General features: G+C 70.0%; 25 protein-coding genes. 18 read left to right on the top strand and 7 right to left on the bottom strand.

The window, feature by feature from the left end:
- Nucleotides 1–26: 26 nt before the first annotated feature.
- Genes C1I98_RS01790 through coaA form a run of 5 tightly spaced genes read right to left on the bottom strand, consistent with a single transcriptional unit; the run spans nt 27 to nt 4,889 of the window.
- Nucleotides 27–998 carry an ABC transporter ATP-binding protein gene (locus C1I98_RS01790; protein ID WP_233506993.1) on the bottom strand — a complete coding sequence of 324 codons (972 nt, stop codon included), beginning with the start codon at nt 996–998 and terminating at the stop codon, nt 27–29.
- Nucleotides 995–1,891: an ABC transporter permease gene (locus tag C1I98_RS01785; protein WP_111165284.1), complete on the bottom strand. Its 897-nt coding sequence runs from the start codon at nt 1,889–1,891 to the stop codon at nt 995–997. The genes C1I98_RS01790 and C1I98_RS01785 overlap by 4 nt, the downstream gene beginning before the upstream one ends.
- On the bottom strand, nt 1,888–2,865 hold the full coding sequence (locus C1I98_RS01780; RefSeq protein WP_111165283.1) for an ABC transporter ATP-binding protein: 978 nt from the start codon (nt 2,863–2,865) through the stop codon (nt 1,888–1,890). Before C1I98_RS01780 ends, C1I98_RS01785 begins: the two co-directional genes overlap by 4 nt.
- A 60-nt stretch (nt 2,866–2,925) precedes the next feature.
- A complete protein-coding gene (locus tag C1I98_RS01775; RefSeq protein WP_233506998.1) occupies nt 2,926–3,891 on the bottom strand; it encodes a DUF389 domain-containing protein in 966 nt (321 codons plus the stop codon).
- A gap of 56 nt (nt 3,892–3,947) precedes the next feature.
- Nucleotides 3,948–4,889 (bottom strand): type I pantothenate kinase, encoded by a 942-nt coding sequence (gene coaA, locus C1I98_RS01770; protein ID WP_111165281.1) that lies wholly within the window; start codon nt 4,887–4,889, stop codon nt 3,948–3,950.
- A gap of 62 nt (nt 4,890–4,951) precedes the next feature.
- On the opposite strand from coaA, the gene C1I98_RS01765 reads away from it, so the two are divergent.
- From C1I98_RS01765 to tsaD, 11 genes are all read left to right on the top strand, one after another.
- Entirely contained in the window at nt 4,952–5,302 is a 351-nt protein-coding gene (locus tag C1I98_RS01765; RefSeq protein WP_111165280.1) for a holo-ACP synthase, read from the top strand.
- 15 nt (nt 5,303–5,317) lie between these two features.
- Nucleotides 5,318–6,781, top strand: a complete 1,464-nt coding sequence (locus C1I98_RS01760) for an NAD(P)H-hydrate dehydratase (RefSeq protein ID WP_111165279.1) — start codon at nt 5,318–5,320, stop codon at nt 6,779–6,781.
- A 64-nt stretch (nt 6,782–6,845) separates the two neighbouring features.
- Nucleotides 6,846–7,964 carry an alanine racemase gene (alr, locus tag C1I98_RS01755; RefSeq protein WP_111165278.1) on the top strand — a complete coding sequence of 373 codons (1,119 nt, stop codon included), beginning with the start codon at nt 6,846–6,848 and terminating at the stop codon, nt 7,962–7,964.
- A 574-nt stretch (nt 7,965–8,538) separates the two neighbouring features.
- A complete protein-coding gene (locus tag C1I98_RS01750) occupies nt 8,539–9,588 on the top strand; it encodes an alpha/beta fold hydrolase (protein WP_111165277.1) in 1,050 nt (349 codons plus the stop codon).
- Between the two features lie 5 nt (nt 9,589–9,593).
- A complete protein-coding gene (tsaE, locus tag C1I98_RS01745; protein WP_111165276.1) occupies nt 9,594–10,058 on the top strand; it encodes a tRNA (adenosine(37)-N6)-threonylcarbamoyltransferase complex ATPase subunit type 1 TsaE in 465 nt (154 codons plus the stop codon).
- A 646-nt stretch (nt 10,059–10,704) separates the two neighbouring features.
- Nucleotides 10,705–11,355, top strand: coding sequence for a hypothetical protein (locus C1I98_RS01740; protein ID WP_146607242.1), 651 nt, complete (start codon nt 10,705–10,707; stop codon nt 11,353–11,355).
- Between the two features lie 30 nt (nt 11,356–11,385).
- Nucleotides 11,386–11,937 carry a class F sortase gene (locus C1I98_RS01735; protein WP_111165274.1) on the top strand — a complete coding sequence of 184 codons (552 nt, stop codon included), beginning with the start codon at nt 11,386–11,388 and terminating at the stop codon, nt 11,935–11,937.
- A gap of 55 nt (nt 11,938–11,992) precedes the next feature.
- Nucleotides 11,993–12,952, top strand: a complete 960-nt coding sequence (locus C1I98_RS01730; RefSeq protein ID WP_111165300.1) for a phosphotransferase — start codon at nt 11,993–11,995, stop codon at nt 12,950–12,952.
- A 70-nt stretch (nt 12,953–13,022) separates the two neighbouring features.
- Nucleotides 13,023–13,673 (top strand): tRNA (adenosine(37)-N6)-threonylcarbamoyltransferase complex dimerization subunit type 1 TsaB, encoded by a 651-nt coding sequence (gene tsaB / locus C1I98_RS01725; RefSeq protein ID WP_111165273.1) that lies wholly within the window; start codon nt 13,023–13,025, stop codon nt 13,671–13,673.
- Nucleotides 13,670–14,134, top strand: a complete 465-nt coding sequence (rimI, locus tag C1I98_RS01720) for a ribosomal protein S18-alanine N-acetyltransferase (RefSeq protein WP_199536654.1) — start codon at nt 13,670–13,672, stop codon at nt 14,132–14,134. Before tsaB ends, rimI begins: the two co-directional genes overlap by 4 nt.
- On the top strand, nt 14,127–15,158 hold the full coding sequence (gene tsaD, locus C1I98_RS01715) for a tRNA (adenosine(37)-N6)-threonylcarbamoyltransferase complex transferase subunit TsaD (RefSeq protein ID WP_111165272.1): 1,032 nt from the start codon (nt 14,127–14,129) through the stop codon (nt 15,156–15,158). Before rimI ends, tsaD begins: the two co-directional genes overlap by 8 nt.
- 17 nt (nt 15,159–15,175) lie before the next feature.
- Here tsaD and C1I98_RS01710 read toward each other — a convergent pair whose 3' ends face one another.
- The gene (locus C1I98_RS01710) at nt 15,176–16,624 is read right to left on the bottom strand and encodes an apolipoprotein A1/A4/E domain-containing protein (RefSeq protein ID WP_111165271.1); all 1,449 of its coding nucleotides are present in this window, start codon (nt 16,622–16,624) and stop codon (nt 15,176–15,178) included.
- Nucleotides 16,625–16,832: 208 nt separating this feature from the next.
- Nucleotides 16,833–18,077 (bottom strand): class I SAM-dependent methyltransferase, encoded by a 1,245-nt coding sequence (locus tag C1I98_RS01705; RefSeq protein ID WP_111165270.1) that lies wholly within the window; start codon nt 18,075–18,077, stop codon nt 16,833–16,835.
- Nucleotides 18,078–18,386: 309 nt separating this feature from the next.
- Here C1I98_RS01705 and C1I98_RS01700 point away from each other — a divergent pair, with 309 nt between their 5' ends.
- The 7 genes from C1I98_RS01700 (at nt 18,387) to groL (ending at nt 25,424) form a co-directional block, all read left to right on the top strand.
- Nucleotides 18,387–19,034, top strand: coding sequence for a hypothetical protein (locus C1I98_RS01700; protein WP_146607241.1), 648 nt, complete (start codon nt 18,387–18,389; stop codon nt 19,032–19,034).
- Nucleotides 19,035–19,920: 886 nt separating this feature from the next.
- Nucleotides 19,921–20,160: a hypothetical protein gene (locus C1I98_RS01695; RefSeq protein WP_111165268.1), complete on the top strand. Its 240-nt coding sequence runs from the start codon at nt 19,921–19,923 to the stop codon at nt 20,158–20,160.
- A 653-nt stretch (nt 20,161–20,813) separates the two neighbouring features.
- The gene (locus C1I98_RS01690; RefSeq protein WP_111165267.1) at nt 20,814–21,071 is read left to right on the top strand and encodes a hypothetical protein; all 258 of its coding nucleotides are present in this window, start codon (nt 20,814–20,816) and stop codon (nt 21,069–21,071) included.
- 867 nt (nt 21,072–21,938) lie between these two features.
- Nucleotides 21,939–22,184, top strand: a complete 246-nt coding sequence (locus C1I98_RS01685; RefSeq protein WP_111165266.1) for a hypothetical protein — start codon at nt 21,939–21,941, stop codon at nt 22,182–22,184.
- Nucleotides 22,185–22,730: 546 nt separating this feature from the next.
- Complete coding sequence (locus C1I98_RS01680; protein WP_111165265.1) at nt 22,731–22,982, top strand: hypothetical protein; 252 nt, start codon at nt 22,731–22,733, stop codon at nt 22,980–22,982.
- Nucleotides 22,983–23,370: 388 nt separating this feature from the next.
- Entirely contained in the window at nt 23,371–23,682 is a 312-nt protein-coding gene (gene groES / locus C1I98_RS01675) for a co-chaperone GroES (protein WP_055482820.1), read from the top strand.
- A gap of 116 nt (nt 23,683–23,798) precedes the next feature.
- Nucleotides 23,799–25,424, top strand: a complete 1,626-nt coding sequence (gene groL, locus C1I98_RS01670; protein WP_111165264.1) for a chaperonin GroEL — start codon at nt 23,799–23,801, stop codon at nt 25,422–25,424.
- Nucleotides 25,425–25,723 lie beyond the last annotated feature (299 nt).

Here is a 25,723-nt window from a genome sequence, read left to right as displayed (position 1 = left end):
GGGGCGCGGGTGGCCGGTGGGCGCGTTCATGTGGCGCTCCTGGTGATGAGGTAGGAGAACACGCTCTCCAGGTCCTCGTCGGCGGGGGCGACCTGCCAGACGTGGATGCCGGCGCTCTTGGCGACGCGGGGGAGGAGGCGTGTGAAACGGGCGAAATCGACCGCCTGGGCCTGTAGGCCGTTCTCGGTGAGGGAGACGGCGCCGGAGGAGGGGTCGGCGATGAGGGCCGCGGCGAGGGCGCGGTCGTCGCTGGAGCGGATGGTGAACAGGTGCGGCCGGTCGGTCATCCTGCGGCGGATCTCGCGGAAGTCGCCGGAGGCGGCGTGCCGGCCGGCGACCAGGACCTCGATCTGCTGGGCGACCCGCTCGACCTCCTCCAGGATGTGCGAGCTGAACAGGATGGTCTTGCCCGCCGCGCCCATCTGCCTGACCAGGTCCATCAGGTGCAGGCGCTGGCGCGGGTCCATGCCGTTGAACGGCTCGTCCAGCAGCAGTACGCGCGGATCGTGGACCATCGCCGCGGCGACCTTGACCCGCTGGCGCATGCCCTTGGAGTAGGTCTCGATCCGGCGCTCGGCGGCGTCCAGCATCTCGACCGTGGTCAGGGCGCGGCGCGCCGCCTCCGCAGCATCGGGCAGGCGGTGCAGCTTGGCGCTGGACAGCACGAACTGCCAGCCGGTGAGGAACCCGTACACGGCCTCCCGCTCGGGGACCAGGCCGATCGAGCGGTACACGTCGTGGTTGCGCCAGATGGGCCGGTCGTCCAGGGTCACGCTGCCGTTGGAGGGGGCCAGGAACCCGGCCATCATGTGCAGCAGCGTGGACTTGCCCGCGCCGTTCGGGCCGAGCAGGCCGGTGACGCCGGGGCCGATCGTCATCGTGACGTCGTTGACCGCGACGACGTTGCCGTACCAGCGCGACACCTGGCGAAGCTCGATGCGGGCGGGTGCGGTGGTGGCGGGTGGCGCGGTCACGCCCTCCGTTGCGGTGGTGGTCACGCGGATGCCGCCTTCCGGTAGCGCAGGATCAGTACGGCGCCGCCCAGCGCGGTCAGCGCGACGATGCCGAGGGCCGCGACCGGCCCGGAGGCTCCGCCGGGGTAGGAGTTGCCCATCGCGGCCGAGGCCCCGGTCAGCCACACCTGTACGGCGTCCACCAGGTAGAACGGGTTGATCAGCAGCGCCCAGCCGGCCGAGTCGTCCTGGCTCATCGAGCCCAGGATCTCCGTGAGCACCTGGGAGACCGCGGTGGTGAACAGGTAGAACGCGATGACCGCGGCCACGCCGAGCCCGCGGCGCGGGGTGAGCGAGGCGATGGCGAGGCCCAGGCAGGCCAGCATCAGCGAGTAGACGACCGAGAGGACCATGCTCGCCAGGTAGCGGCCGGTACCGGGGTCGCCGGGCGGGTTGACCAGCAACTCGCCGACGAACGTCACGGTCAGCGGCAGCCACTGCAGGATCAGCAGCGCCAGCGACATCGCGGTGACCTTGGCCACGACGTAGTCGCCGACCGTCACCGGCCGGGAGAAGTACAGCGGCAGGACGCGGAAGCGCAGGTCGGGGGCGACCAGTACGGGCGACTGGGTGGCCAGGAAGATGGCCAGCACGACCGACATGGTCGCGGCGAAGTTGGGGTAGTCGATCACCGGCCCGCGCTGCTGGGCCAGCGCCATCCCCGCGATGGACACGATGGCCGGCAGCAGCATGATGACCAGCAGCACGAACGGCATGACCTTCGCGCGGAACGAGCGGCCCAGGCCGAAGGCCCCGCGCAGGCTGTGCCGGGTCAGCGCGACCCTGGCGTGGCCGCGGCCCAGCCGCGCGCCGTCGTAGTGCCGGTAGCCGATGTCGTGGATGACGCCCGCGGGCTCGGGGGTCGATATGGCCGTCATACTGTCACGCCCCCGGAGGCTGCGGCGGAAGTCGTCTCGTGGGTCCGGCCTGCCTGGCCGGTCTCGTCGATCTCCGCGGCCGAGCCGCGGAAGACGTCCTCGATCCGCCTGCGGCCCTGCTCCAGCCGGATCAGCGACATGTCCAGGTCGCACACGGCGTCGCGTACGGCGTCGTAGGTCTCCGGGCCGCGTACCTTGACCATGAGCAGGCGGCCCGCGGCGCTGACGGTCTCGCCCAGCTCGCCGAGCCGGGCGGCGAGCGGCCGCGAGTCCTCCTCGACCTCGACCGTCACGGTCTGGGTCACGCCGGTGAACTCGCCGATCGCCGATGAGCGCAGCAGCTTCCCGCCGTCGATCACGATCAGGTGGTCGCAGACGCGCTCAAGCTCGCCCAGCAGGTGCGAGGTGACCAGCACGCTGATCCCGAACTCCGCGCCGATCCGCCGGATCAGCCGGAGCATGTCGTCACGGCCCTGTGGGTCCAGGCCGTTGGTCGGCTCGTCGAGGAACACCACGCGCGGGTCGTGGACCAGCGCCTGGGCGAGCTTGACCCGTTGCTTCATGCCGGTGGAGTAGCCGCCCACCGGGCGGTAACGCTCTTCGTACAGGCCGACGTGGCGCAGCGTGTCGGCGGCGCGTTCGCGGGCCGCCGTACGCGGCAGCCCGGACATCTGAGCCATGTGGACCACGAATTCGGTGGCCGACAGATCGGGAGGCAGGCAGTCGTGCTCGGGCATGTAACCGACCGAACGCCGGATCTCGGCGCCCTTGGTGGCCACGTCGAGGCCGAGCACCTGGGCCGTGCCGGCGGTCGGTTCGAGAAGGCCCAGCAAGATCTTGATGAGCGTCGACTTGCCCGCGCCGTTGGCCCCCACTAGACCTGTGACCCCCGGCGTGACCGTGACGCTGAGCGTGTCGAGCGCGGTCACCCGGGGGAAGCGTTTGGTCAACCCTTCGGTCGCGAGGATCGTCATGTGGCGGACTCTATCGCCGCATATCCGGCTGTGCCCTCGTCCGAATGTAGGATCTGACCCTTAGCCCCGGGTCAGGGTCGTGTGCTGCAGCGTCTTCCGTAGCTGACCGGGATAGGGGCCGCGGAGGCGCGACCACAGCAGCCGCTGCGAGTACAGCGTCGCCGTGCCCGAGATGGTCATGCCGAGCACGTTGATCGCGACCTGGGCGACCGAGGAGCCGAGGTCGCCCCAGCGGCCGAGCGCCAGGGCCAGGGCGGCGTAGCCGGCCGCGGGCACGGTGGTGACCGAGATGAAGACCCCGATCAGCGCGGTCGACTTGGCGGCCGTGATGGACAGTACGCCCGCCGCGCCGGCCAGCAGCGCCACGATGAACGACCAGCGGTCGGGGTTGACGATGAACTCGACCTCGGCGTGGGAGTCCAGCGTCGTGGGGCCGATCCAGCCGATCACTAGCGAGACCAGCGCGCACACGAACGTCACCGCGATGCCCACCAGGAACCCGGCCGCCACGCTCCTGGCCGCCCGGCCGATCAGGGCGCCGTCGCGGCGTAGCAGGCCGAAGCACATCGCCGATATCGGCCCGAACTCCGGCCCCAGCACCATCGCGCCGACCAGCACGATCGGCGAGTCGACCACCACCGCGATGGCCGCGATCTGCGTGGCGATGGCGAAGAACGCGAAATAGGCCCAGGTCATCCGGCTGTCGTCGGCGACCCGCTGGCTGAGTTCCTCCCACACCACGGCGTCGTCGGGGTCGCCGGGGGCCTCGGCCTCGGCCCGGTCGGCGACCTCGGAGAGGATCAGGCCCGCGCTGTCGGCGCTGATCGAGCCCACCTCGTGCAGGCGCATCTCCTTCAGCCGGCCGAGCACGTCGTTGGCGACCTCGCGGGCCACGTCGAACAGCAGTACGTCGCCCTGCGGGCGGGTGGCCACGCCCGGAAGTACGACCAGGTCGACCACGCCGGGGGCGTCGGTCAGATACTCGACGGCCGCGGCCGTGTGCGTGGCGGGACTTATGACGCGCATGTGCAGCACGTGGCCCACCCTAGTGAGAGCGCTCGGCGGCGGGCCCGGAACGGGTTTTACGTGCGGCGCAGCAGTACGCGCTGCACGGCGTGGTCGCGGCCCTTGTGCAGCACGAGCGCCGCCCTGGCCCTGGTCGGGGCGATGTTCTCGACCAGGTTGCGCTCGTTGACCTCGCGCCACACGTCGCGCGCGAACGCCGTCGCCTCGGTCTCCGACAGGTCGGCCAGGTGCCGGAAATAGGACTTCGGGTCGGCGAACGCGGTGCGGCGCAGTTTGTGGAACCGGTCCACGTACCACTCCCGGACGTCTTCCACCTGGGCGTCCACATAGATCGAGAAGTCGAAGAAGTCGCACACGGCCAGCGCGGTCGGCGGGGCCGGCTGGAGTACGTTGAGCCCCTCGACGACGAGGATGTCCGGCCGCCGCACGCTCTGCGTCGCGCCCGGCACGATGTCGTACTCCAGATGGCTGTAGACGGGGGCGGTGACCTCGGCCGCGCCCGCCTTCACCGCCGACACGAACCGGACCAGCGCCCGCCGGTCGTAGCTTTCCGGAAAGCCCTTGCGGTGCATGGTCCCGCGCTCTTCCAGGACCGCGTTGGGATACAGGAAGCTGTCGGTGGTGATCAGCTCGACGCTGGAGTGCTCGGGCCAGCGGGCCAGCAGCGTGTGCAGCAGCCTGGCGGTGGTCGACTTGCCCACGGCCACGCTGCCGGCGATGCCCAGGATGTACGGGGGCGGCGCGTCCTTCTCACCGAGGAACGCGCTGACCGCGGCCCCCCGCTTGCGCGCGCCGGTGAAGTGGAGGTTGAGCAGCCGGGTGAGCGGCAGGTAGATGTCGGTGACCTCGGCCAGGTCGATGGGGTCGTCCACGCCGCGCAGGTCTTCGAGTTCGGCCTCGGTGAGCGTGAGCGGGGTGTTCTTGCGCAGATCCCGCCACTGCTCACGGCCCAGCTCGACGTACGCGGACGTCTCGACCGCGGTTGCCTCGGTGACCATGACGGAAGCCTACTCAGCGCGAGACGGCGGCCACTCGGTGGCCCGCGGTCTAGGCTGGGCCGGTGATCGTGGGAATCGGCGTGGACGTGGTCGACGTCACGCGCTTCGCCGCCACCTTGGAACGTACCCCCGCGCTGGCCGCACGCCTGTTCACCGAGGCGGAGCGGGGGCTGGCCGTACACTCGCTGGCCGCCAGGTTCGCGGCCAAGGAGGCGGTGGCCAAGGCCCTCGGCGCGCCGCCCGGCCTGCGTCACCTCGACGCCGAGGTGCACACCGGCGAGCACGGCAGGCCGCTGCTGCGGGTGTCCGGCCGGGTGGCCGAGACCGCCGAGGCGATGGGCGTGCGGCGCTGGCATCTGTCGCTGACCCACGACGGAGGTGTCGCCATCGCGTATGTGATCGCCGAAGGCTGAGATAACTTCGGCAGCATGCGCATCGCGTACACCAGTGACCAGATTCGCACCGCCGAGCGGGCGCTGATGGCCCGCCTGCCCGAGGGCGCGCTGATGCGCCGGGCCGCCGCCGGCCTCGCCGCCGCCTGCGCGGGCCTGCTGCCCCGTGTGTACGGCTCGCGGGTGCTCGTCCTCGTGGGCAGCGGCGACAACGGCGGCGACGCCCTCTACGCGGCGGCGACCCTGGCCGGGCGCGGCGCGCGGGTGGACGCCCTGCTCGCCGGCTCGCGCACCCACCAGGGCGGGCTGGCCGCCCTGCGCGCGGCGGGCGGCAGGGTGCTCGGCGGTTCCGAGTCCGAGGCGGTACGCCGGGCGGCCGGCCGGGCCGACCTGATCATCGACGGGCTGGTCGGCATCGGCGGGACGGGCCCGCTGCGCGAGCCGTACGCGGCGCTGGCCGAGATCGTGAACGACACGCCCGGGATCGTCGTCGCGGTGGACGTGCCGAGCGGCGTGGACGCGAGCAACGGGCAGGTGGACGGCGCCGCCGTGCGCGCCGACCTCACGGTGACGTTCGGCGCGTGCAAAACCGGTCTGTTCATCGACCCCGGCGCTGGGCAGTCAGGGGTCGTGGAACTCGTGGACATCGGGCTCGGGCCCTACCTTCCCGACGCCGACGTGGTTGCGCTGACCGATCTCGACGTGGCCGGGCTGCTGCCCAGGCCCGGGCGGGAGTCCGACAAATACCGCAGAGGAGTCGTCGGGATCGTCGCGGGCGGCAGCAGGTTCACCGGGGCCGCGGTCATGACGGTGGCGGGCGCGATCAGGTCCGGCGCGGGGATGGTCCGCTACGCCGGGCAGGACGAACCGGCCTCCGCGGTCAGGGACCGCTGGCCGGAGGCGGTGATCACCACGCTGGCGCCCGGCGAGGGTGTCGATCGGGTGGGCCGCGTGCAGGCGTGGGTGCTGGGGCCGGGCCTAGGTACCGACGACGACGCGCTCGCGGTGGCCGAATCCGTGCTGGCGGGCGACCTGCCCGTGGCGCTGGACGCCGACGCGCTGACCCTCGCCGCCGCCGAGCCGTCCCTGCTGCGCAGGGACGCGCCCACGGTGATCACCCCGCACGCGGGCGAACTGTCCCGGCTGACCGGCGTACCCAGGCAGGACATCGAGGCCGCCCGCCTGCACCACGCCCGCGAGGCCGCGCGGACGCTCGGGGTGACCGTGCTGCTCAAGGGCTCGACCACGATCGTCGCCGAGCCCGGCAGACCGCCCAGGATCAACCTCACCGGCACCCCGTGGCTGGCCTCCGCGGGCACCGGCGACGTGCTTTCCGGCATCCTCGGTACGCTGCTGGCCGCCGGACTGGACTGTTACGATGCCGCCTCATGCGCGGCCTACCTGCACGGCGCGGCGGCACGGGTGGCCGCCGACGGTGCTCCGCTGGCCGCGTCCGACGTGGCCGACGCGTTGCCGCAGGTGGCGCGGTCCTTGACCTGATGCGTTCCCTGGGGAGTGAGAGTCCTATCGCTGAGCAGAGTCCCTCACCTGTCATTCTTGTAAGATGGATTTCCCGACAGTAGCGCGCGTGGACCTCGCGGCCATCAGGCACAACGTCGAGGTCATGCGCGAGCGCGCCGCAGGCGCGGAGCTGATGGCGGTGGTGAAGGCCGACGCCTACGGGCACGGGCTGGTGCCATGCGCGCACGCGGCTCTCACCGCGGGGGCCGGTCGGCTGGGCACCGCTTTCATCGGTGAGGCACTGACCCTGCGGCAGGCCGGCATCGGCGCGCCGATCCTGGCCTGGATCATCACGCCGGGAGATCGGCTGGAAGAGGCCATCGCCGAGGACATCGAGGTGTCCGTGGGCGCCCTCTGGCTGCTGGACGACCTGATGGAGGCGGCTCGCCGCCGGAGCCGTACGGCGCGGATCCACCTCAAGATCGACACCGGCACCTCGCGGGGCGGGGCGACCGCGACCGAGTGGGAGAAACTCCTCGACCGCGCGGCGGCGGCGCAGGCGGAGGGCCTGGTCGAGGTCACCGGCATCTGGTCACACCTGGCCTGCGCGGACACCCCCGGGCACCCGTCCATCGGCGCGCAGACGCACAGGTTCGACGAGGCCATGGCCATGGCCGAGAAGGCGGGCGTGGCCGGGTCGCACGTGATCAGGCACCTGTCCAACTCCGCGGCGACGCTCACCCTCTCGCGCGCCCGGTTCGACATGGTACGGCTGGGCAGTGCCATCTACGGCCTGCCGTCCGTCCCCGAACTCGGCGACTGCGAACTCCGGCCGGCGATGACACTGGTATCGACCGTGTCCCTGGTCAAGCGCGTGCCGCCGGGGTCGGGGGTCTCCTACGGGCACGAGTACGTCACCGACCGGGAGACCACCCTTGCCATGATCCCCCTCGGCTACGCCGACGGCATCCAGCGCCGGGCGACCAACCGGTGCGACGTGTTCGCGGGGGGACGGCGGCGCACGGTGGCGGGGCGGGTCTGCATGGACCAGTTCATGATCGACGTAGGCGACGACGCCCTGTCCCTGGGCGACGAAGTGATCATTTTCGGGCCGGGCGAGCACGGCGAGCCCACAGCCCAGGAATGGGCCGACCGCCTCGGCACCATCTCCTACGAAATCGTCACCGGAGTAGGCACCCGAGTCCCCCGCATCTACGTATAGATTGCACTCGCTTCGCTCGCGCGGGCCCGGGCGCTCTTGAAGGTCGCGTCCTTCTCTCCTCGCTCAGTCGTTCGTTCCTCACTCCCTCTCTCGTCGCTGCGGACACGACCGCGCCCGGGCCGTGCGTGGTTACGGCCCGCGCAGCACTTGGCAGGGCGCCTTCAAGGTCGCGGCCCTCCTCCCCGCCTGCCTATGGCGACGCTGGTGCGTCGCGGCTCGGGTGCTGATGGTCTGCGCGCTTTCCTCGGTGCTCATCCGCTCGTTTCTCGCTCCTTCCCTCCTCAGTCCAGAGCGCCGACGCGCCCTCGCGGCACCCGCTTGCCCCTCACCTACTCCCTCCGGACACGACCGCGGCGACGACGGCGGCTCGGGCTGGTGACCCGTGTGCGTCGTTCCCTGGTCCTGGGGTGAAAGTAATGGGACGGAGTACTGGTCGGGCGGGAAATAATGGGCGTACGAGGGGTTGGGGCGGGGGTGCCGTTGGGTTTCGTGGATGGTCAGGGCAGAATGCCCGGGATGTCGTATACCCGGTGTTCTCCCACGCTGGGGACTCGGACACCGCGAGGAGGCCCGGATGAGTAGGCGGCGGAGGGCCGGTATCGTAGGCGCGGTCGTCGGTGTCGCGTCCGCCGGGGTGGCGGCGGTGGCGCTGGCCAAGCGCTATGCCGTGGGCCGCATCCGGTTGCGCCCCGACCCGGAGGCCGGCGAGCCGTTCGGCGAACTGCGCGGCCGTCCCGCGACCGTGGTCACCTCCGACGGCGTCACCCTGCACTGTGAGGTCGACGGCGTGGAGGACGCACCGCTCACCGTGGTCCTTTGCCATGGGTACACGCTCAACCTCGACTCCTGGCACTACCAGCGGCGCGACCTGGGCGGCACCCACCGCGTGGTGCTGTGGGACCAGCGCTGCCACGGGCGCTCGCAACGCAGCCCCGCCGAGGACTCCACGATCGACCGTCTCGGTGAAGACCTCGCCGAGGTGATCGAGGCCCTGGTACCAGGCCCCTGCGTGCTGGTCGGTCACTCCATGGGCGGCATGACCATCATGGCGCTGGCCGACCGCCGTCCGGACCTGTTCCGCGACCGGGTGCGCGGCGTGGCGCTGATCTCCACCTCGGCGGGCAAGCTCGCGGAGCTGACGCTGGGGTTGCCCGCGCTGGTGTCCAAGGCGGTGCACAAGGTCGCACCGACCGCCGTGTCGGCGATCGGCCGCCGCGGGGCGTGGGTCGACCGTGGCCGGCAGGCGGGCAGCGACGTGGCATTCTTGGGATTGCGGCTCTTCGGTTTCGGCGATTCGGCGAACGCGAGCCCGACCGTCGTCGACTTCGTGGAATCGATGATCAGGTTCACGCCGACGGAGGTCATCGCCGAGTTCTATCCGGCGCTGATGTCGCACGACAAGCTGAGCGCGCTCGGCGTGCTCGGCGACGTGCCCACCGCGATCCTGGTGGGCGAGAAGGACTGGCTGACCCCGCCCGAGCACGCGGGCGCCATCGCGGCGGCGCTCCCGCACGCCCGGTTCACCCAGGTGCCGGACACCTCGCACCTGGTGCAACTGGAGCGCCCGGGCGTGGTCAACGACGCGCTGCGCGACCTGCTGAAGCAGGCCGCAGGGGAAGGATGACCGCGATGGAGGAGCGCCGGGTCGCGGCGACCGCCGACGACATGCGGGCGCTGGGAGCGGAGCTGGCCGAGCTGTTGTCGGCCGGTGATCTCGTGGTGCTGTCCGGGCCGCTCGGGGCGGGGAAGACGACCCTGGTCCAGGGGCTGGCCGACGGCCTGAAGGTACGCGGGCCGATCACCTCGCCGACGTTCGTGATCGCACGCGTACACCCGTCGCTGTGCGACGGACCGCCCCTGGTACACGCCGACGCCTACCGCCTCGGCGGCCGGCTGGAGGTCGACGACCTCGACCTCGACGCCTCTCTGGAGGAGTCGGTGACGGTCGTCGAGTGGGGCGAGGGCCTGGTCGAAGGGCTCACCGACGATCGCCTGGAGGTCTCCATCGAACGCCCAGAAGAGGGCGGCGGCGACGAGACCCGCATCGTCCACCTGCACGGCATCGGCCCCCGCTGGTCCACGCTGACCGCCTGAAGTCTCTCCACCGGCCGGCCCGTTGCGGCCGGCCGGACCCAGGCTCTGTCCGAATTCGGGCTGTCAGGGCCATGGCGTCGGTGTTCCCTGGCCTGCGGTGATCGGCTGAGGTCCCCGGCTCCGCCCCGAATCCGGGGTTCTGTGTCATGGCTGCGCTGTGACCGTCGGCTGAGGCTTCGGCCCGTCTGCATCCGTGTGGTCCGCCTCTACGGCGGCGGTGTCCGCTGGACCCCCGGCCCTGTCCGAATCGGCGTGGTCCTTCTCCGTGGTCTCCCTGTCGCTGGTCCATGGTGGCCGGACGGAGTCCCGGCTCCGCCCGAATCCGAGGCGTCCGACGGCCTGGCGACGGCACCCCGCTACTTCATCCGCCCGTCGAGGGGCCGGTGTTCGGTCGGGCGGTGTGTGGGGCGGTCTCATTGGGTGGGTGGTTTGTCGTTTCATGGGGGCGGTGGGCGTATCCGCTAGGTAGCTCTTACGTTTTCTCCCACCATGTGGGGCGGGTTTTTGGCACGCTTGACGTCAGTCCCGGTTGATATAGATCATCGGTCTTGAAGATCGCCCGGGGCGGGTTGGGCTGATATTTCGGGGTATCAGGTCCATTGGGCGATCAACAGTCGACGGCGAAGTGGAGCACGCGGTGGCAGCGGTGTCGAGAATCAGGCGTGTCACGGCCGTGGGGGCCCTCGCGATGATCGGTGTGGTGGGGTGCAGCGCGGAGGCCGGTACCGGTGCGCCCACGCCCGCGCCGACGCCGACCGACTCGGGCGCCACTCCGACGCCGAGCGGCCCCGGCCGCCAGAACATCACGGTCCGGCTCAACCCCGACAGCGTGATCGAGGGCCAAGAGTCCAGCGTGTGGATCCTGGCCAACTGCCCCGTGCCGAACGGCGGCCCCGAGCACAGCGGCAGCGCCACCTCCGACGCGTTCGTCCGTGCCGTCACCCTCGACCCCGTGCCGCCGCCCACGCCCACCGCGACCGCCGAGGGCCAGCCCGCTCCCGTACCGTGGGTCCGCGGCGAGGCCCAGGTGCGTAGCGGCGCCGACCCCGGCCGCTACAACGTCGACGTCAAGTGCGAGGGCACCAACGACACCGGCAGAGGACGACTGCGGGTCACCGCCGACAAGGACGAGCCCACCGTGGTGCCCACCAAGGCCCCGAAGGCGGGCGGTGGCGGCACCGCGGCCGGGGCCGCCCAGAACGACGAGGGCCTGTCGCCCGGCCTGACCGCGCTGCTCCTCGGCGGGGCGCTGGCGGGCGGCGTCGGCGTGGCCGTCGTACGACGTCGCCGCTCGTAGGCGACCCGGCGAGCAGCAAAAGCACCTGGCATGGCGGAAACACGGTGGGGCCGCATCGTCCTGGCGGGCGTGGTGACCGGCGCGGTACTGGTCGCGATCAACCGCGGCGGGCAGGAGGAACGGCCGGCCCAGGCCGCCGTGGTGCCCCGGACGATCGACATCCCGGCGCTGAAACTGGAGGCGCCGCTGATGAAGCTCGGCATGTCCGGCGACGGCGAGGTCGAACTGCCCCCCTATGAGAAACCGGACACGGCGGGATGGTTCCGGCACAGCGCGGTCCCCGGGGACAAGGGCGCGTCGGTCATAATCGGCCACGTGGACACCAAGACCGCGCCCGCCGTGTTCTACCGGCTCAAGCAGCTTCGCAAGGGCCAGGAGATCCGGGTCGAGCGCAGCGACGGCAAGGTGGCGAAGTACCGGGTCGAATCGGTGGAACAGGTGGACAAGAACCGCTTCCCCGCCCGCCGGGTCTACGTGGAGGACGGCCTGCGCCTGGTCACCTGCGGCGGCTCGTTCGACTGGGCCGAACGCGAGTACCGCGACAACGTCATCGTGTACGCCTCGCTGGCCGAACGGGCATGATCCGCGTGGGAAGAACAGCTCGCCGGACGTCGGCCCGATGCGAAAGCATGTGTGGATGAGCCCCCAGGACGAGATCGCCGCCCCCCTGGCGGCCGGTGTCCGGCTGCCCTGGCACGAGGTGCCCCCGGCCGTGCGCGCGGCCGTGGAGGCGCACCTGGGCGGGCGCGTCGTCGAGGCCGTCACGCAGATCGGGGGGTTCTCGCCCGCCGCGGCGGCCCGGCTGCGGCTCGCCGACGGGCGGCGGGCGTTCGTCAAAGCGGTCGGGTCCGATGTCAACCCCCACTCCCGGGGGATGTACCTCGAAGAGGCTGAGATCTCCGCCGCGCTGCCCGCCACGGCTCCCGCGCCGCCGCTGCGCGCCGCCTTCGACACCGACGGCTGGGTGGCGCTCGTCTTCGACGACGTGGATGGACGGCAGCCCACCATGCCCTGGCGGCCCGACGAACTGGCCCGGGTGCTCGGCGCGCTGGGCGAGCTGGCGCGGGTGCCGGCCCCACCGGCCCTTCCCGCCCTGGCGGACCGCCTGGCGCGGGCCTTCGTCGGCTGGCGCAGGCTGGCCGGCGGCGAAGACGTCACCGGCCTGCACCCATGGGCGGTGCGCCACCTCGACACGCTGGCCGCCATCGAGGCGGACTGGCCGCTGGGGGTGGCGGGCGAGACGCTGGTACACGCCGACATCCGCGCCGACAACGTGCTGCTCACCGCTGACCGGGTGGTCATCGTGGACTGGGCGTGGGCGAGCCGGGGGGCGGCGTGGTTCGACCTGGTGCAGATGTTGCCGAGCGTGCGGATGCAGGGCGGGCCGCCGCCGCAGGAGGTCCTTGCGGGACACCCGCTCGGCCGCGCCGCCGACCCCGGCGCGGTGACCGCGGTGGTGGCGGCGCTCGCCGAGTTCATGCTGAGGATGAGCCGCCGGCCCGATCCGCCCGGTCTGCCCACCGTGCGGGCCTTCCAGCGCGCCCAGGGCATCGTGGCGCTCGACTGGCTGCGCGCCCGCACCGGCTGGCCCGACTGACCCACCCGCCCGGTCGCCGGCACGCGTCGGCGGGCGTGGGCACGGTAGAGAGCCGATAGGCTAGACGTTCGTGCTGGTCCTGGCCTTTGACACGGCGACCCCCGCGGTCACCGCTGCGATATACGACGGTGCCCGGGTGCTCGCGGAGTCCACCACCATCGATGCCCGGCGACACGGTGAGCTGCTGGTTCCCGCCGTGCAGGCGGTGCTGCGCGAGGCCGGTGCGACGCCGCGCGAGCTGACCGCCATCGTCGCGGGCACCGGTCCCGGCCCCTACACGGGGCTGCGGGTCGGCCTGGCGACCGCCCAGGCGCTCGCCGCCGCCGCGCAGGTCCCCGCGTACGGCGTGTGCACGCTCGACGCCCTGGCCCACGCCGCGGACATGTCCCGGCCCTTCATCGCCGCCACCGACGCCCGGCGCAAGGAGGTCTTCTGGGCCCGCTACGCCGCCGACGGCACGCGCGAGGCCGGGCCGTTCGTGGACAGGCCGCACGACCTGCCCGCCGAGCTGCCGGTGATCGGGGCGGGCGGCCTGATGTACGCCGAGGTCATCGGCCCTCACCGGGTGCAGAGCGCGCCCGAGCACCCGTGGGCGGGCGCGCTGGCGGCGATCACCGTGGCCCGCATCGCCGAGGGCGCGGAGCTGGACCCGCCGCTGCCGATCTACCTGCGCCGTCCCGACGCGCAGGAGCCCGGCGCGCCGAAGCGGGTGACGGCATGACCGGCGAGCCCTCCGTGGCGCTGCGCCCCATGACCATGGACGACCTGCCCGCCGTACTTGAGATCGAGCGTGCGACGTTCCCCGCCGACGCGTGGAGCGAGGGCATGCTCCGCGGCGAGCTGGCCGACCAGCCGCGGACCCGCCACTACGTGGTGGCGCTGATGGGCGGCGAAATCGTGGGATACGCCGGGCTCGCCGCCGCGGGCGACCAGGCCGACGTACAGACCATCGCCGTCACGGCCGCGCACCAGGGCACCGGCGTGGGCGGGGCCATGCTGCGCGAACTGCTGGCCGAGGCGGTACGGCGCGGCACCGTCGCCGTCTTCCTTGAGGTACGCGCCGACAACCCGCAGGCCCGAGGCGTCTACGAGCGGTTCGGCTTCACGGAGATGGGCGTACGCCGCGGCTACTACGACGACGGCACCGACGCGATCACGATGATGAGGAAGCTGCATGGCTGACCAACCGCTCGTGCTGGGCATCGAGACCTCCTGCGACGAGACCGGCGTGGGCATCGTCCGGGGCCACACGCTGCTGGCCAACACCATCGCCTCCAGCGTGGAGCAGCACGCCAGGTTCGGCGGGGTGGTGCCCGAGGTGGCCTCCAGGGCCCACCTGGAGGCCATGACGCCCGCCGTGGAGCGGGCCCTGGCCGAGGCCGGGGTGGGCTTCGGCGACATCGACGCCATCGCGGTGACGGCCGGCCCCGGGCTCGCCGGGGCGCTTCTGGTCGGGGTGGCCGCGGCGAAGGCGTACTCCCTCGGGCTCGGCGTCCCGCTGTACGGCGTGAACCACCTGGCCGCGCACGTCGCGGTGGACCAGCTCGAACACGGGCCGCTGCCCAAGCCGTGCGTGGCCCTGCTGGTGTCGGGCGGGCACTCCTCGCTGCTGCTCGTCCCCGACGTGGCGCGCGATGTGATCTCGCTCGGCTCGACCGTGGACGACGCGGCGGGCGAGGCGTTCGACAAGGTCGCCAGGGTGCTCGGGCTGCCGTTCCCGGGCGGCCCGCACATCGACCGCGAGGCCCGCGACGGCTCGGGCACGGCCGTCGCCTTCCCGCGCGGCAAGTACGACGACGGCACGCTGGACTTCTCCTTCTCCGGGCTGAAGACGGCCGTGGCGCGCTGGGTGGAGGCCCGGCGGGCGGCCGGCGAGTCGATCCACGTTCCCGACGTGGCGGCGTCGTTCCAGGAGGCGGTCGTCGATGTGCTGACCCGCAAGGCCATCGCCGCCTGCCGCCGGTACGACGTACGCGACCTGCTCATCGGCGGCGGCGTGGCGGCCAACTCGCGGCTGCGCGCGCTGGCCAGGGAACGCTGCCAGGCCGCGGGCATCCGGCTGCGCGTGCCGCGTCCGGGCCTTTGCACCGACAACGGCGCGATGGTCGCCGCGCTCGGCGCCGACCTGGTGAGCGGCGGCGCCGCTCCCTCCGCCCTCACCATCCCGGCCGACTCGTCGCTCCCGATCACCACCGTCCACGTCTGAGCGGCCGGTCCCTCCGGTCAGTCCTTGGTGGTCCTGGCCGGGCGCAGCAGCGCCTCGGCCAGGGCCAGCATGGTCTCCTCAAGCGCGCTGAGCCGGCGGGTGAGGTCGGCGTGGGCCGGCTGGACGACCTCGCTCACCGCCTCGGTGAGCTTGTCGCGATCGGGGTGCGCGTCGATCAGCTCGGTGAGCGCGGCGGCGGCCTTGGCCAGGGCGTCGAAGCGCCTGGCGTGGTCCTCGCTCTGCGCGTCGAGGAGTTCGCCGACCTTCTCGCCGACGCGTTCGCCGATGCCCAGCGTGGCCGGGAGCTGGCCGACGCGCTGGTTGACCGCCTCCACGTGGTCGTCCACCGCCCCGATCTGCTCCTTGGCCTCCTCGGCCCCGCTGACCAGCTCGGTGAGCCGGGTGTCGACCCCGTCGAGGCGGCCGCCGAGCGCGGTGAGCCTGCCGTCGAGCCCGGTCAGTACCTCGGCCGCCGCCGCGACCCGGGCGTCGGCCTGCCCGATCCGCTCGCCCAGCGACTCGATGCGCCTGCCCGCCTGTTCGCCGGCCGCCGGGCCGACGGCGTCGATGCGCTCGCCCAGCCTTGATTCGGCCTCGTCGATGTGTTCCGCGACCTTGGAACCGGCCGCGTCGATCCGCTCGCCGACCCTCGCCGCACCGCCGCCGACGATCTCGCCGATCCGCCCCTCCAGCGCGTCGATCCGCTCGCCGAGGCCGGACTGCATCGCGTCCAGACGTTCGTCCAGGCCCGACCGTACCGCGCCGAGGCGTTCCGACAGCCCCTCCACCCGCTCGGTCATCCGGGCCTCGGAGACGTCGATCAGGCCGCCGATCCGCTCGATGGCCGTCTCGACGCGCGCGGTGAGGGCGGTGGTGTCGTCCTGCCCGCGCTGGGCGAGGTCGGCCACCGCCTTGTCCAGCCGGCCGAACCGGCCCGCCGCCGCCTCCATGCTGCTCTGCAACTGACCGAGGCGGGCGGCGAAGTCGCTCACCCGCTGGGACACCGCCTGGGTGCCCTCCAGCAGCACCGCGAGGCGGGACAGGGCCTGCTCCACGTTCTCGCCCACCGCGCCGATGTCGGCCCACACGCTGGGCAGTTCGGCGAGGGGCTTGACCTGCTCACCGACCGCGTCGATGTGGACACCGACCACGTCCACGTGGTCGCGGACGGCCTCGATGTGCTGCGCCAGCCCCTCGGCCCAGGAGGGCGGCCGGGCGGTGATCTCGTCCAGGCGCCCGGACACGGCGTCGAGGCTGCCGCTGAGGCCGCCCAGCTCACGCTCGCGTACCTCGCGCAGCAGCCACTCCATGCCCTCCAGCCGCTGCCGGATCTCGTCGAGCACCGCGCCCTGCGTGCGCTGCTCGTAGACGTGGTCCTGGGCAGCGCGCGCGAGGAGTTCGCGCATGCGCTCGGAGATGGCGGTCTGACTGCCTGCCTGCAACAGGGTGTTGCCGGAGTGGTCCACCGAATGGCTCCTTCGCTCGCCGACGGTCGGCCGCACAGCGGTGGGATGGTCGAGGCTCGGAGCCCGGGGGGCCGCATGGGCCCGCCCGGTGTGGACGACCTCACCGCGTCGCCGGCGGCGGATCCCTCCGAGGCTCCAAAACTGTAGCCCGTCCTGGCGGGATCGGATGCCGGTAATCAAAAACTTGGTGATTGTCGAGGAATCGTCCCTAAGTCAGGGAAGCAGCGTGTTTCGCCGGGGCGGCGGCGGTGCAGAGAAGGGCGAACGGCTTTTCGGCAATACGGGTAAGTACCACGGTGAGGGAATTCTCCCCGGAAAGCCGGAGATCCCGCCGCAGCCGTTCGATGTCCACGGCCGAGCCGCGCTTCTTCAGCGTCACGGTGCCGACCTGCCGCTCGCGCAGCGCCGCCCGCAGCCGCTTGAGGGAGAACGGCATCACCTCGGCGACCTCATAGCGCGCGGCCCACGGCGTGGCAACGTCCTCATCGCCGGTGATGTACGCGATCCGCGGGTCCAGCAGCCGCCCGCCGACCGAGGCGGCGATGTCGGCGACCAGGTGCGCGCGGATCGCGGCGCCGTCCGGTTCGTACAGGAAACGGCCGGGCGGTCCGATCTGTGGAATCTGCTCGGACGAGCCCGGCCCGGCCGTCAGGGTCATTCCGGACGGGAGCATCGTCGCCCTCCGCAGGAACGGCCATTCCGTGCCTTCGGGGGCCGTCTCCGGCCCGGCGAGGTCGCCGAGCCAGATGGCCGCCTCCTTGACCTCGCCGCGGTGGGAGACCCACTCGGCCTCCGCCCCGTCCGGCACGAACGTGTACGGCAGGCCCGGGGCCACCTTCAGGCACGCCCCGCGGGCCGCCGCCGCCATGGCCAGCGCGTCGGGGAGGGGAGGGGAGTAGGACATCGGGTCGAAAACCCGCCTGGCCGAGGTACGCCGGGCCGGGTCCAGGAACACGACGTCGTGGCGGCGGGGATCGACGGACCCGGCCTCGGCCGTACCGACCTGGACGAGGGCCGAAAGGCCGAGCGCGTCGACGTTGGCCCGCGCGACGGCGGCGGTGAGCGGGTCGCGGTCCACCGCCGCCACGCCGAGCCCGGCCCGGGCCAGCTCGATCGCGTCGCCCCCGATGCCGCAGCACAGGTCCGCCACCGACACGCGCGCCGCGCCCGCGACGATCCGGTGGGCGCGATGGGCGGCGACCTCGGGGCGGGTGGCCTGCTCCAGGCCGTCCGGGGTGAAGTACATGCGCTCGGCGTCCGGCCCGAACTTGGCCTGCGCGCGTGCGCGCAGGCGCGCCTGGGTGAGGGCCGCCGCGGCCAGGTCCGCCGGGTGGTCGCGGCGCAGCGCGGTGGCCGCCGCGACCGGATCGTCCCTTGACACCAGCTCCGCCGCCATGGCCAGGGCGGCCTGCCCGCGGCTCGTCAGGAGCTCAAGAAATGCGTCAAGGTTCATGTTCCCGACGCTATCGCAGGGAGCCGTCCGGACGGTCGGCGAGCGGTGCATATGAGGGGATAAAAGACCATATTTGGGTCATAAGTGATAGATCTTGCATAGTTGCGATTTACCCGGCACCCAACAGGAGTGCCGTTGCTGGGCAAACGTGGCGCAATTGGGTGATGCCAGGAAAAGAGATGGTGTTGTTTGTCTTTCTGGGATCAGCGGTATTCAAGACGACGGAAGATTCGAGTGGCGAGTTGGTGAGCTCGATTCGAGACCATCCAACTTTTGCCTGGCGAGCACGAAGTACGGAGTCGCAAAGCGATGATCAGGAAGATGACAACCGCGGGCCTGCTGGCCGCAGGTCTGGCCATGACCTTCGCCGCCCAGGCGAACGCCGGCACCGAGCCGACGAAGCCTGCCGAGAAGAAGCACGAAACCGTCAACACGGTGTACTACGTCTACCTGTGTGACGTCGACAAGAGGAACATCGGTCACTGGGTGGGCACGTCGTTCGACGGCATCTACAACGCCCAGGACAAGAAGCAGAGCCGTAGCGACTGCGACCGGTACGTCTACACCGATGACTCTTTCAACAAGGACTTCAAGAACAAGAAGTCGAAGGACTCTCACGACCGTGAGCTCGAAGTCGAGAAGTCCTTCAACAAGGACGACTCCGCCAAGGGCTCCTACAACAAGGAGGCGACGGCCAAAGACTCGTTCAACAAGGACGACTCGACGGACGTGAACTACGAGGAAGACAAGAAGTACGAGAAGAACACGTACGTCGAGGTTGACAAGGCCGAGAACAAGAAGCACGAGTCGAAGAAGTTTGAGTACAAGAAGCCGGAGTACAAGAAGTCCGACTACAAGAAGCCGGAGTACAAGAAGCCCGGGCACAAGAAGTCCGGGCTTGAGCTTGAGGGCTGGGTCTTCGAGGAGTCGGAGCGCAACAGCGCCGTCCTGAGCTAGGACTGACACGACGACACGCGCACCCGGTCCCGCGACGAGCGGGGCCGGGTGTCGTTCACCCCAAGGGGCCGGCAGTGGTCATGCCGGCCCCCTTTTGTGGTGCCCCCCGCCGGGCGGGACTGCGCGGTCCCTTCGCACTCCCGCCGAGGCGCCCTCAGCAATGTGGTCTGGATTGAGACAGCGCCCGGCCTGGCAGGTCGCCCCTGGTGTGAGCGCCTTTTCCCGTAGTGCGATGCGGTTTCGAGGACCACTCCGCCCGAATCGGATCTGCGACGTCCCCCCGAGCCTGATCCCCGGCCCCTCCGCTGGCCGAGGCACCCGAGGCAGGTCCGCCTGGCGTGCGCGTCGGACCTGGCCAGGTGATGGCCCGCCGCCGAAGCCGCCCGGCGGTTCACACGCGAACGCAGGTCCGTCGCGCGCGCCGCAGAGCCCGCGAGCACGAAGCGCCACTGCCTCTGACCATGTACGGCCGGGCGGCCCTCAGCCGCGTTCTCACGGGGTTCGGTGTACGGGGCGGTGGTGGTTGCTCCGGCCGCCGGGCCGGTCCGCCACCTGCCCGCTGGGGGCGGGCTTGGTCGTCGCAATTCCAGCACGCTGCGGGACACGACCATCGCGCTTGCCATGGCGGCTCGCGATCGACCGGCTCTCGACATTGAACCGGAGGGAAATATTGCTACTGAGAGGTTTGGTGGGATGGAGTCCAATTTAGAGGGATACGCCCGCCCCGTATGTCGCATTTATCATACTAAGGGTGTACCGGTAAGAGTTGGGCTTTCTTTACCGCTATTCGCTTGCTATTAGCACAATGTCTCAGGTCTACTAATTAGTGGCTCGGCATCCAAGGAGGGAGGCCGGGCTATCAGACCAGATCGAACGGGAGATTGACATGCTCAAGAAGTTCATCGTCGGCAGTGCCGTTGTCGCGGGTTTCGCCGCCCTGGGACTTTCCTCGCCGGCGCATGCCGGTGATGGGTGGGACAGCAACGCTGCGGAGCAGAGCGGAAATGTTAACGTCTGCGGCAACCGCACCATCGGGGGCATCTTCATCACGATCATCCCGCTGGCCCCGGTCACGAACTCCAACAACGAGTCGACGGACTGCAGCTTCCGGGTGCACCAGAACTAAGGTGCCCCCGGCGAGCCTCGACGGGGGGGTGCCGGAGCATCGATTCGTTCACGGGGCGCTGCGGTGGAACCTTCGCCGCCGTGTACTTCTGGCCGGTCGGGCACCTTTGGCCGGCCGCTCACCTGCGGGAGCGGCCGGCCAGGGCCGGGGGAGCGAGAGGGGGCCGGGCGGCGGCGGGTCCGCTTATCGGCATTCCTGGTCTGTTCGTTCACTTTCGACGCGATGAGGATCGTAAGGTCTGCACGCGCCGGCGTGATCGGCGGACCTTCGAGGGTATACGCCTCTGATGCTACGAAATCCATTATTGGGGATGCATCGGCTTCGCGAGGATAAAGTTGGGCTTGCGGGTGTCGCGGTGAAAGCCGTGACACCCGCTTCCTTTTTTGTTCCGCCAGATCTGCGCCTAACCGGCTCTGGTGTCGGGGTTTGTCGTCCATGCCGCTAGGTCAAGCCATCGCTCAGTGCGCATTAGGGTACGCGCCCACCGGGCCCAGATCGTTGGAACGGCGCATGGCCTCCGTTGGGGTTCTTTTTGTGGTCGCCGGAGTGGTGATTGGCTTGCCGTTCGTGTCGCGTGCCGTTTTACTGGCTAGCGGCTCGGCCGTCAGTGGTACGAGCTGAATTCTCGTTCCGAGATCGATCGGGAGATTTAAATGCTCAAGAAGCTCGCACTCGGTGGGACCATGATCGCCGCATTCGCCGGCATGGGGCTCGCCGCACCGGCCCACGCGGCCACGCCGTGGCCCGGGGGCGAGATCAACGCCTCGCAGCAGAACGGCAACACGATCACCTGTGGCAACAGCGCCATCGGCGACGTGTTCGTCAACCTGCTCAACCTGACGCCGGTGACTCTCGCCGACCGCAAGCCGGTCGACTGCGGCATCCGGGTCACCCAGAACACCGGCAACTGAGCCGCAGACACTGAGTTCCCCTTCCTGATGGGTGGCGGAAGCAGAGGCCGCTAGGGAGACTTCGTGACGAGGGCCTCCAGCCCGCCGTCTCTACCTGGAGGCCGTCGTCCGAGGTACGGCGGGAGACGACGGCCCGTGAACCACCGTCGATCTCCATTCATCGGCCGTGCCGGCGACGAGGGGCGAGGACGGCCGTTGGCCGCCCTCGGTGCATTTGCCCGATCGGGTGCGATACCTCGCATGCCACCTCTGACCAGGGAACTCACGGCGACCGGTGAACCAATTCGGTGAACCGATCCGGCGAATCCGGCGGATCGTCCTCGGCGCATGGACGGCCACCGCCGGGTCGCCGGGGTCGCCGAGTTGCCGGGGTCGTTCAGGGTCGTTCATCGGGACTCCCTCGTTGGAGACCCCGGGCTTCAGCCCGGGGGAGGAAAGCGAACCCGCCGCGTAGCGGCCCCGCCCGGCGGCGAGAACCAGCCGCCGGGCCTGTCGCCGGTGAAGCGGGAAGATCCGGCTCGCGAGGGCTGGAATCCTCCGGATTCATCCATGCGGAGGAGTCAACGGACCGTTCCGGGAGATGTTCCGGCTGTGCGGGCACCGCTGCTGACGCTGCGGTGCCCCTTTTTTGTTGGTTGCGAATTTTGTAGTGGTAGGCACGCTGCGTGCGTGAAGTCCGATTTATTGGAATATGGGCATCAGGTGGTTGAAGTCCGCAAAGCGAAAATCCGGTTGATTGCCGTTTCTTTACGGCAATAACGGTGCTATTGGCTTGCTGTTCGTGACTGGTACGGGTCTACTTGCAATCGGTCCTGTGCTCGGGTGGCGAGTGCGGAACCTCACGCAAGATCGATCAGGAGAATTCAGATGCTCAAGAAGCTCGCAATCGGCGGGATGCTGACGGCTTTCGCCGTCTCGGGGGTCGCAGCACCGGCGGTGGCGGCCGCACCTTGGCCGGCGGACGAGACCAATACCGCCCAGCAGTCCGGCAACGTGATCGTGTGCGGCAACAGCGCCATTGGTGACATCATCGTCACACTGCTCAACCTCAGCCCGGTAAGCGTCGCAACGAAGAAGCCTGTGGACTGCAGCGTTCGCGTTTACCAGAACTGAGCCGCTTGAGTCGTTCACAAGGGGTGACCGGACGCCGGCGCGGACCTCGGGCCAGGGCCTTGGCCGATCGTTCCCGCGCCGGCGTACGCCTTCCACCACGGGCGCGCGCTGAACCTTCACGCTCCAGCTCGTGCGAAGGCCACGGGGGAGACACCGATGGGACCCTCCCATCCGGAGTCTCCCCCGATCGCATGTACGGCCGAACTCCCTGACTCCGCGGTGCTCCCGGCGGGGGTCTCGGTCACGCAAGGGTACGCGCTGGGTAGCGGGAAGATCCGGACAGTCTTCCTATAAGCCCCTGAGGTAGGAAATCTCCAATTCGCCTACCCGAAAACCGTCAGAAGCCTTAACCGTGAGAATTCCCCCGATGTGGCCCGCGAATGCTCGCATGAATTCACCTGCCCGGGATGGTGATTTGCCTTTTCTTTACGGCAGTTATGGTGCAATTGGCTTGCTGTTCGGGCCTCAGGTGGGTCTACTTGCTATCGGCTCGGCCTTCAGGTGGTACGAGCTGGATCCTCATCCGAGATCGATCGGGAGATTTAGATGCTCAAGAAGCTCGCATTTGGTGGTGCGGTGCTCGCGGCTTTTGCAGGAGTGGGGCTCGCCGCTCCGGCCCACGCGACCATCGGGCCCGACGACGGCGGCAATGTTGCTCGGCAGTCGGACAACATCGTCGTCTGTGGCAACCAGGCCATCGGCGACATCATTATCCCGGTGATTCCTCTCACCCCGGTTACCATCGCCACGCGCAAGCCTGTCGACTGCAGCATCCGGGCCTACCAGAACAACAACTAATCTGGTATCCGTGATCAACGGGGGATTTGATCGCCCACTGAGGGAGCCGGCGCCGCGAGGCGCCGGCTCCCTCGTGTGTCCGGTCTCTCGCGCGTCCTGGCGGGCCCCGAAGTCCAGACCACGAACCATGATCAAGTGTGTGGGCGTAGTGTGGACCCCTGCCTGCTCTTCCGCCCGTAGCGACACGCGTTCCTCTCTGGGCGGACAGGATAGGTCCTGACCTGCGAGCGGTTCGTGTTGACGACTCGCGCACCCTTGCATACTGTTTCGTGTTGGCACTCTCCCCTTGAGAGTGCCAACATGCGACGAGGCAGGTCTGACACCCGCGACGGCAGGCCCCGCTGGTCGCCTCTTCTAGATAATCGAAATCTGAAGGGGAGGTCCGATCGTGACGACCGCCACCAAGGTTCCCGTTAAGCCGCTCGGCGACCGCATCGTGGTTCAGCCGCTTGAAGCCGAGCAGACCACCGCCTCTGGCCTGGTCATCCCGGACACCGCCAAGGAGAAGCCGCAGGAGGGCAAGGTCCTCGCGGTGGGCCCCGGCAACTGGGATGAGGACGGCGAGAAGCGGATTCCGCTCGACGTCAAGGAGGGCGATGTCGTCCTCTACAGCAAGTACGGCGGCACCGAGGTGAAGTACGGCGGCGAGGAGTACCTGGTGCTCTCGGCGCGCGACGTGCTCGCCATCATCGAGAAGTAAGCGCCCACGGGGCTTACTCACATGACGTATCCGAGCCCCGGGCGCACCTCACCCGGGGCTCTGATGCGTCTTCCGCTGTGCCCCCGAGCCTCCCTGGCTCGTTAGAGAGGACTGTCATGCCGAAGATCCTGGCTTTCGAGGAGGACGCGCGCCGCGCTCTTGAGCGTGGCGTGAACGCCCTCGCCGACGCCGTCAAGGTGACCCTCGGCCCGCGTGGCCGCAACGTGGTCATCGACAAGAAGTTCGGTGCGCCGACCATCACCAACGACGGCGTCACCATCGCTCGCGAGGTCGAGCTCGATGCGCCGTACGAGAACCTCGGCGCCCAGCTCGCCAAGGAAGTCGCGACGAAGACCAACGACGTCGCCGGTGACGGCACGACCACCGCCACCGTGCTGGCCCAGGCGATGGTCCGCGAGGGTCTGCGCAACGTCGCCGCGGGCGCCCAGCCGATGTCGCTCAAGCGCGGCATCGACAAGGCCGCCAAGGCGGTCAGCGAGAAGCTGCTAGAGTCGGCCCGCCCGGTGGTCGACAAGAAGGAGATCGCCGACGTCGCGACCATCTCCGCCCAGGACGCCAAGATCGGCGACCTGATCGCGGAGGCGTTCGACAAGGTGGGCAAGGACGGTGTGATCACCGTCGAAGAGTCCAACGCGATGGGCCTGGAGCTGGAGTTCACCGAAGGTCTCCAGTTCGACAAGGGCTACCTGTCGCACTACATGGTCACCGACCAGGACCGGATGGAGGCCGTCCTTGAGGACGCCTACATCCTGCTGACCCAGGGCAAGATCGCCTCGGTGGCCGACTTCCTGCCGCTGCTGGAGAAGGTCGCCCAGACCAAGCGGGCGCTGTTCGTGGTGGCCGAGGACGTCGAGGGCGAGGCCCTTGCCGTACTGGTGACCAACAAGATCCGCGGCACCTTCACCTCGGTCGCGGTCAAGGCCCCCGGCTTCGGCGACCGCCGCAAGGCGATGCTCCAGGACATGGCCATCCTGACCGGCGGTCAGGTGGTGTCCGAGGAGGTCGGCCTGAAGCTGGAGCACGTCGGGCTGGACGTGCTCGGCACGGCCCGCCGGATCGTGGTCACCAAGGACACCGCCACCATCGTGGACGGCGCCGGTGAGGCGTCCGCGATCGAGGACCGGATCCGCGAGATCAAGCTCGCCATCGAGCAGAGCGACTCCGACTGGGACCGCGAGAAGCTCCAGGAGCGCCTTGCGAAGCTGGCCGGCGGCGTGTGCGTGCTCCGGGTGGGCGCGGCCACCGAGGTGGAGCTGAAGGAGAAGAAGCACCGCCTGGAGGACGCGATCTCCGCGACCCGCGCTGCGATCGAGGAGGGCATCGTCTCCGGCGGTGGCTCGGCCCTGATCCACGTCGGCAAGGACCTCGGCGACCTCGGCCTGACCGGTGACGAGGCCACGGGCGTGGCCATCGTCCGCCGGGCCCTCGTCGAGCCGGCCCGCTGGATCGCCGAGAACGCCGGCCTCGAAGGCTACGTGGTGACCTCCAAGGTCACCGAGCTTGCGGCGGGTCACGGGTTCAACGCGGCCACGGGCGAGTACGGCGACCTGATCGCTCAGGGCGTCAACGACCCCGTCAAGGTGACCCGCTCGGCCGTCCAGAACGCCGCGTCGATCGCCGGCATGCTGCTGACGACCGAGGCGCTCGTCGTGGACAAGCCCGAGGAGGAGACCGAGGCCGCAGGCGGCGGTCACGGTCACGGTCACGGCCACGGGCACTGACCGCCCCCGCGTAAGGGCTCTCACGTACGGCCCGCGGCCCTCTCACGGGGGGTCGCGGGCCGTTCGCGTACCAGCGGGCCGTACGCCCGCGGGCCGTCGCCCCGCCCCCGTGTGGCGGCGCCATTCCGCGGGCATGTGATCAGTGAGACGCAAGTGTGTCGGATAGAAATCTGTTTCGCGGTAAACCTACGCCGGGCTTAAAGCGTCGTCCAAGGATCGCCCCAATAGGCCGCATATTGGCTAATCCCCGGAAATATTGCATGGCAATTAATCCGCACTGTCGTCATTCGATTACGGGG

This window comes from Spongiactinospora gelatinilytica (assembly GCF_003236385.1).
Lineage (GTDB): Bacteria > Actinomycetota > Actinomycetes > Streptosporangiales > Streptosporangiaceae > Spongiactinospora > Spongiactinospora gelatinilytica.
The sequence above is the reverse complement of the archived record's forward strand: the minus strand, read 5'-3'. Positions and strand labels throughout refer to the sequence as shown.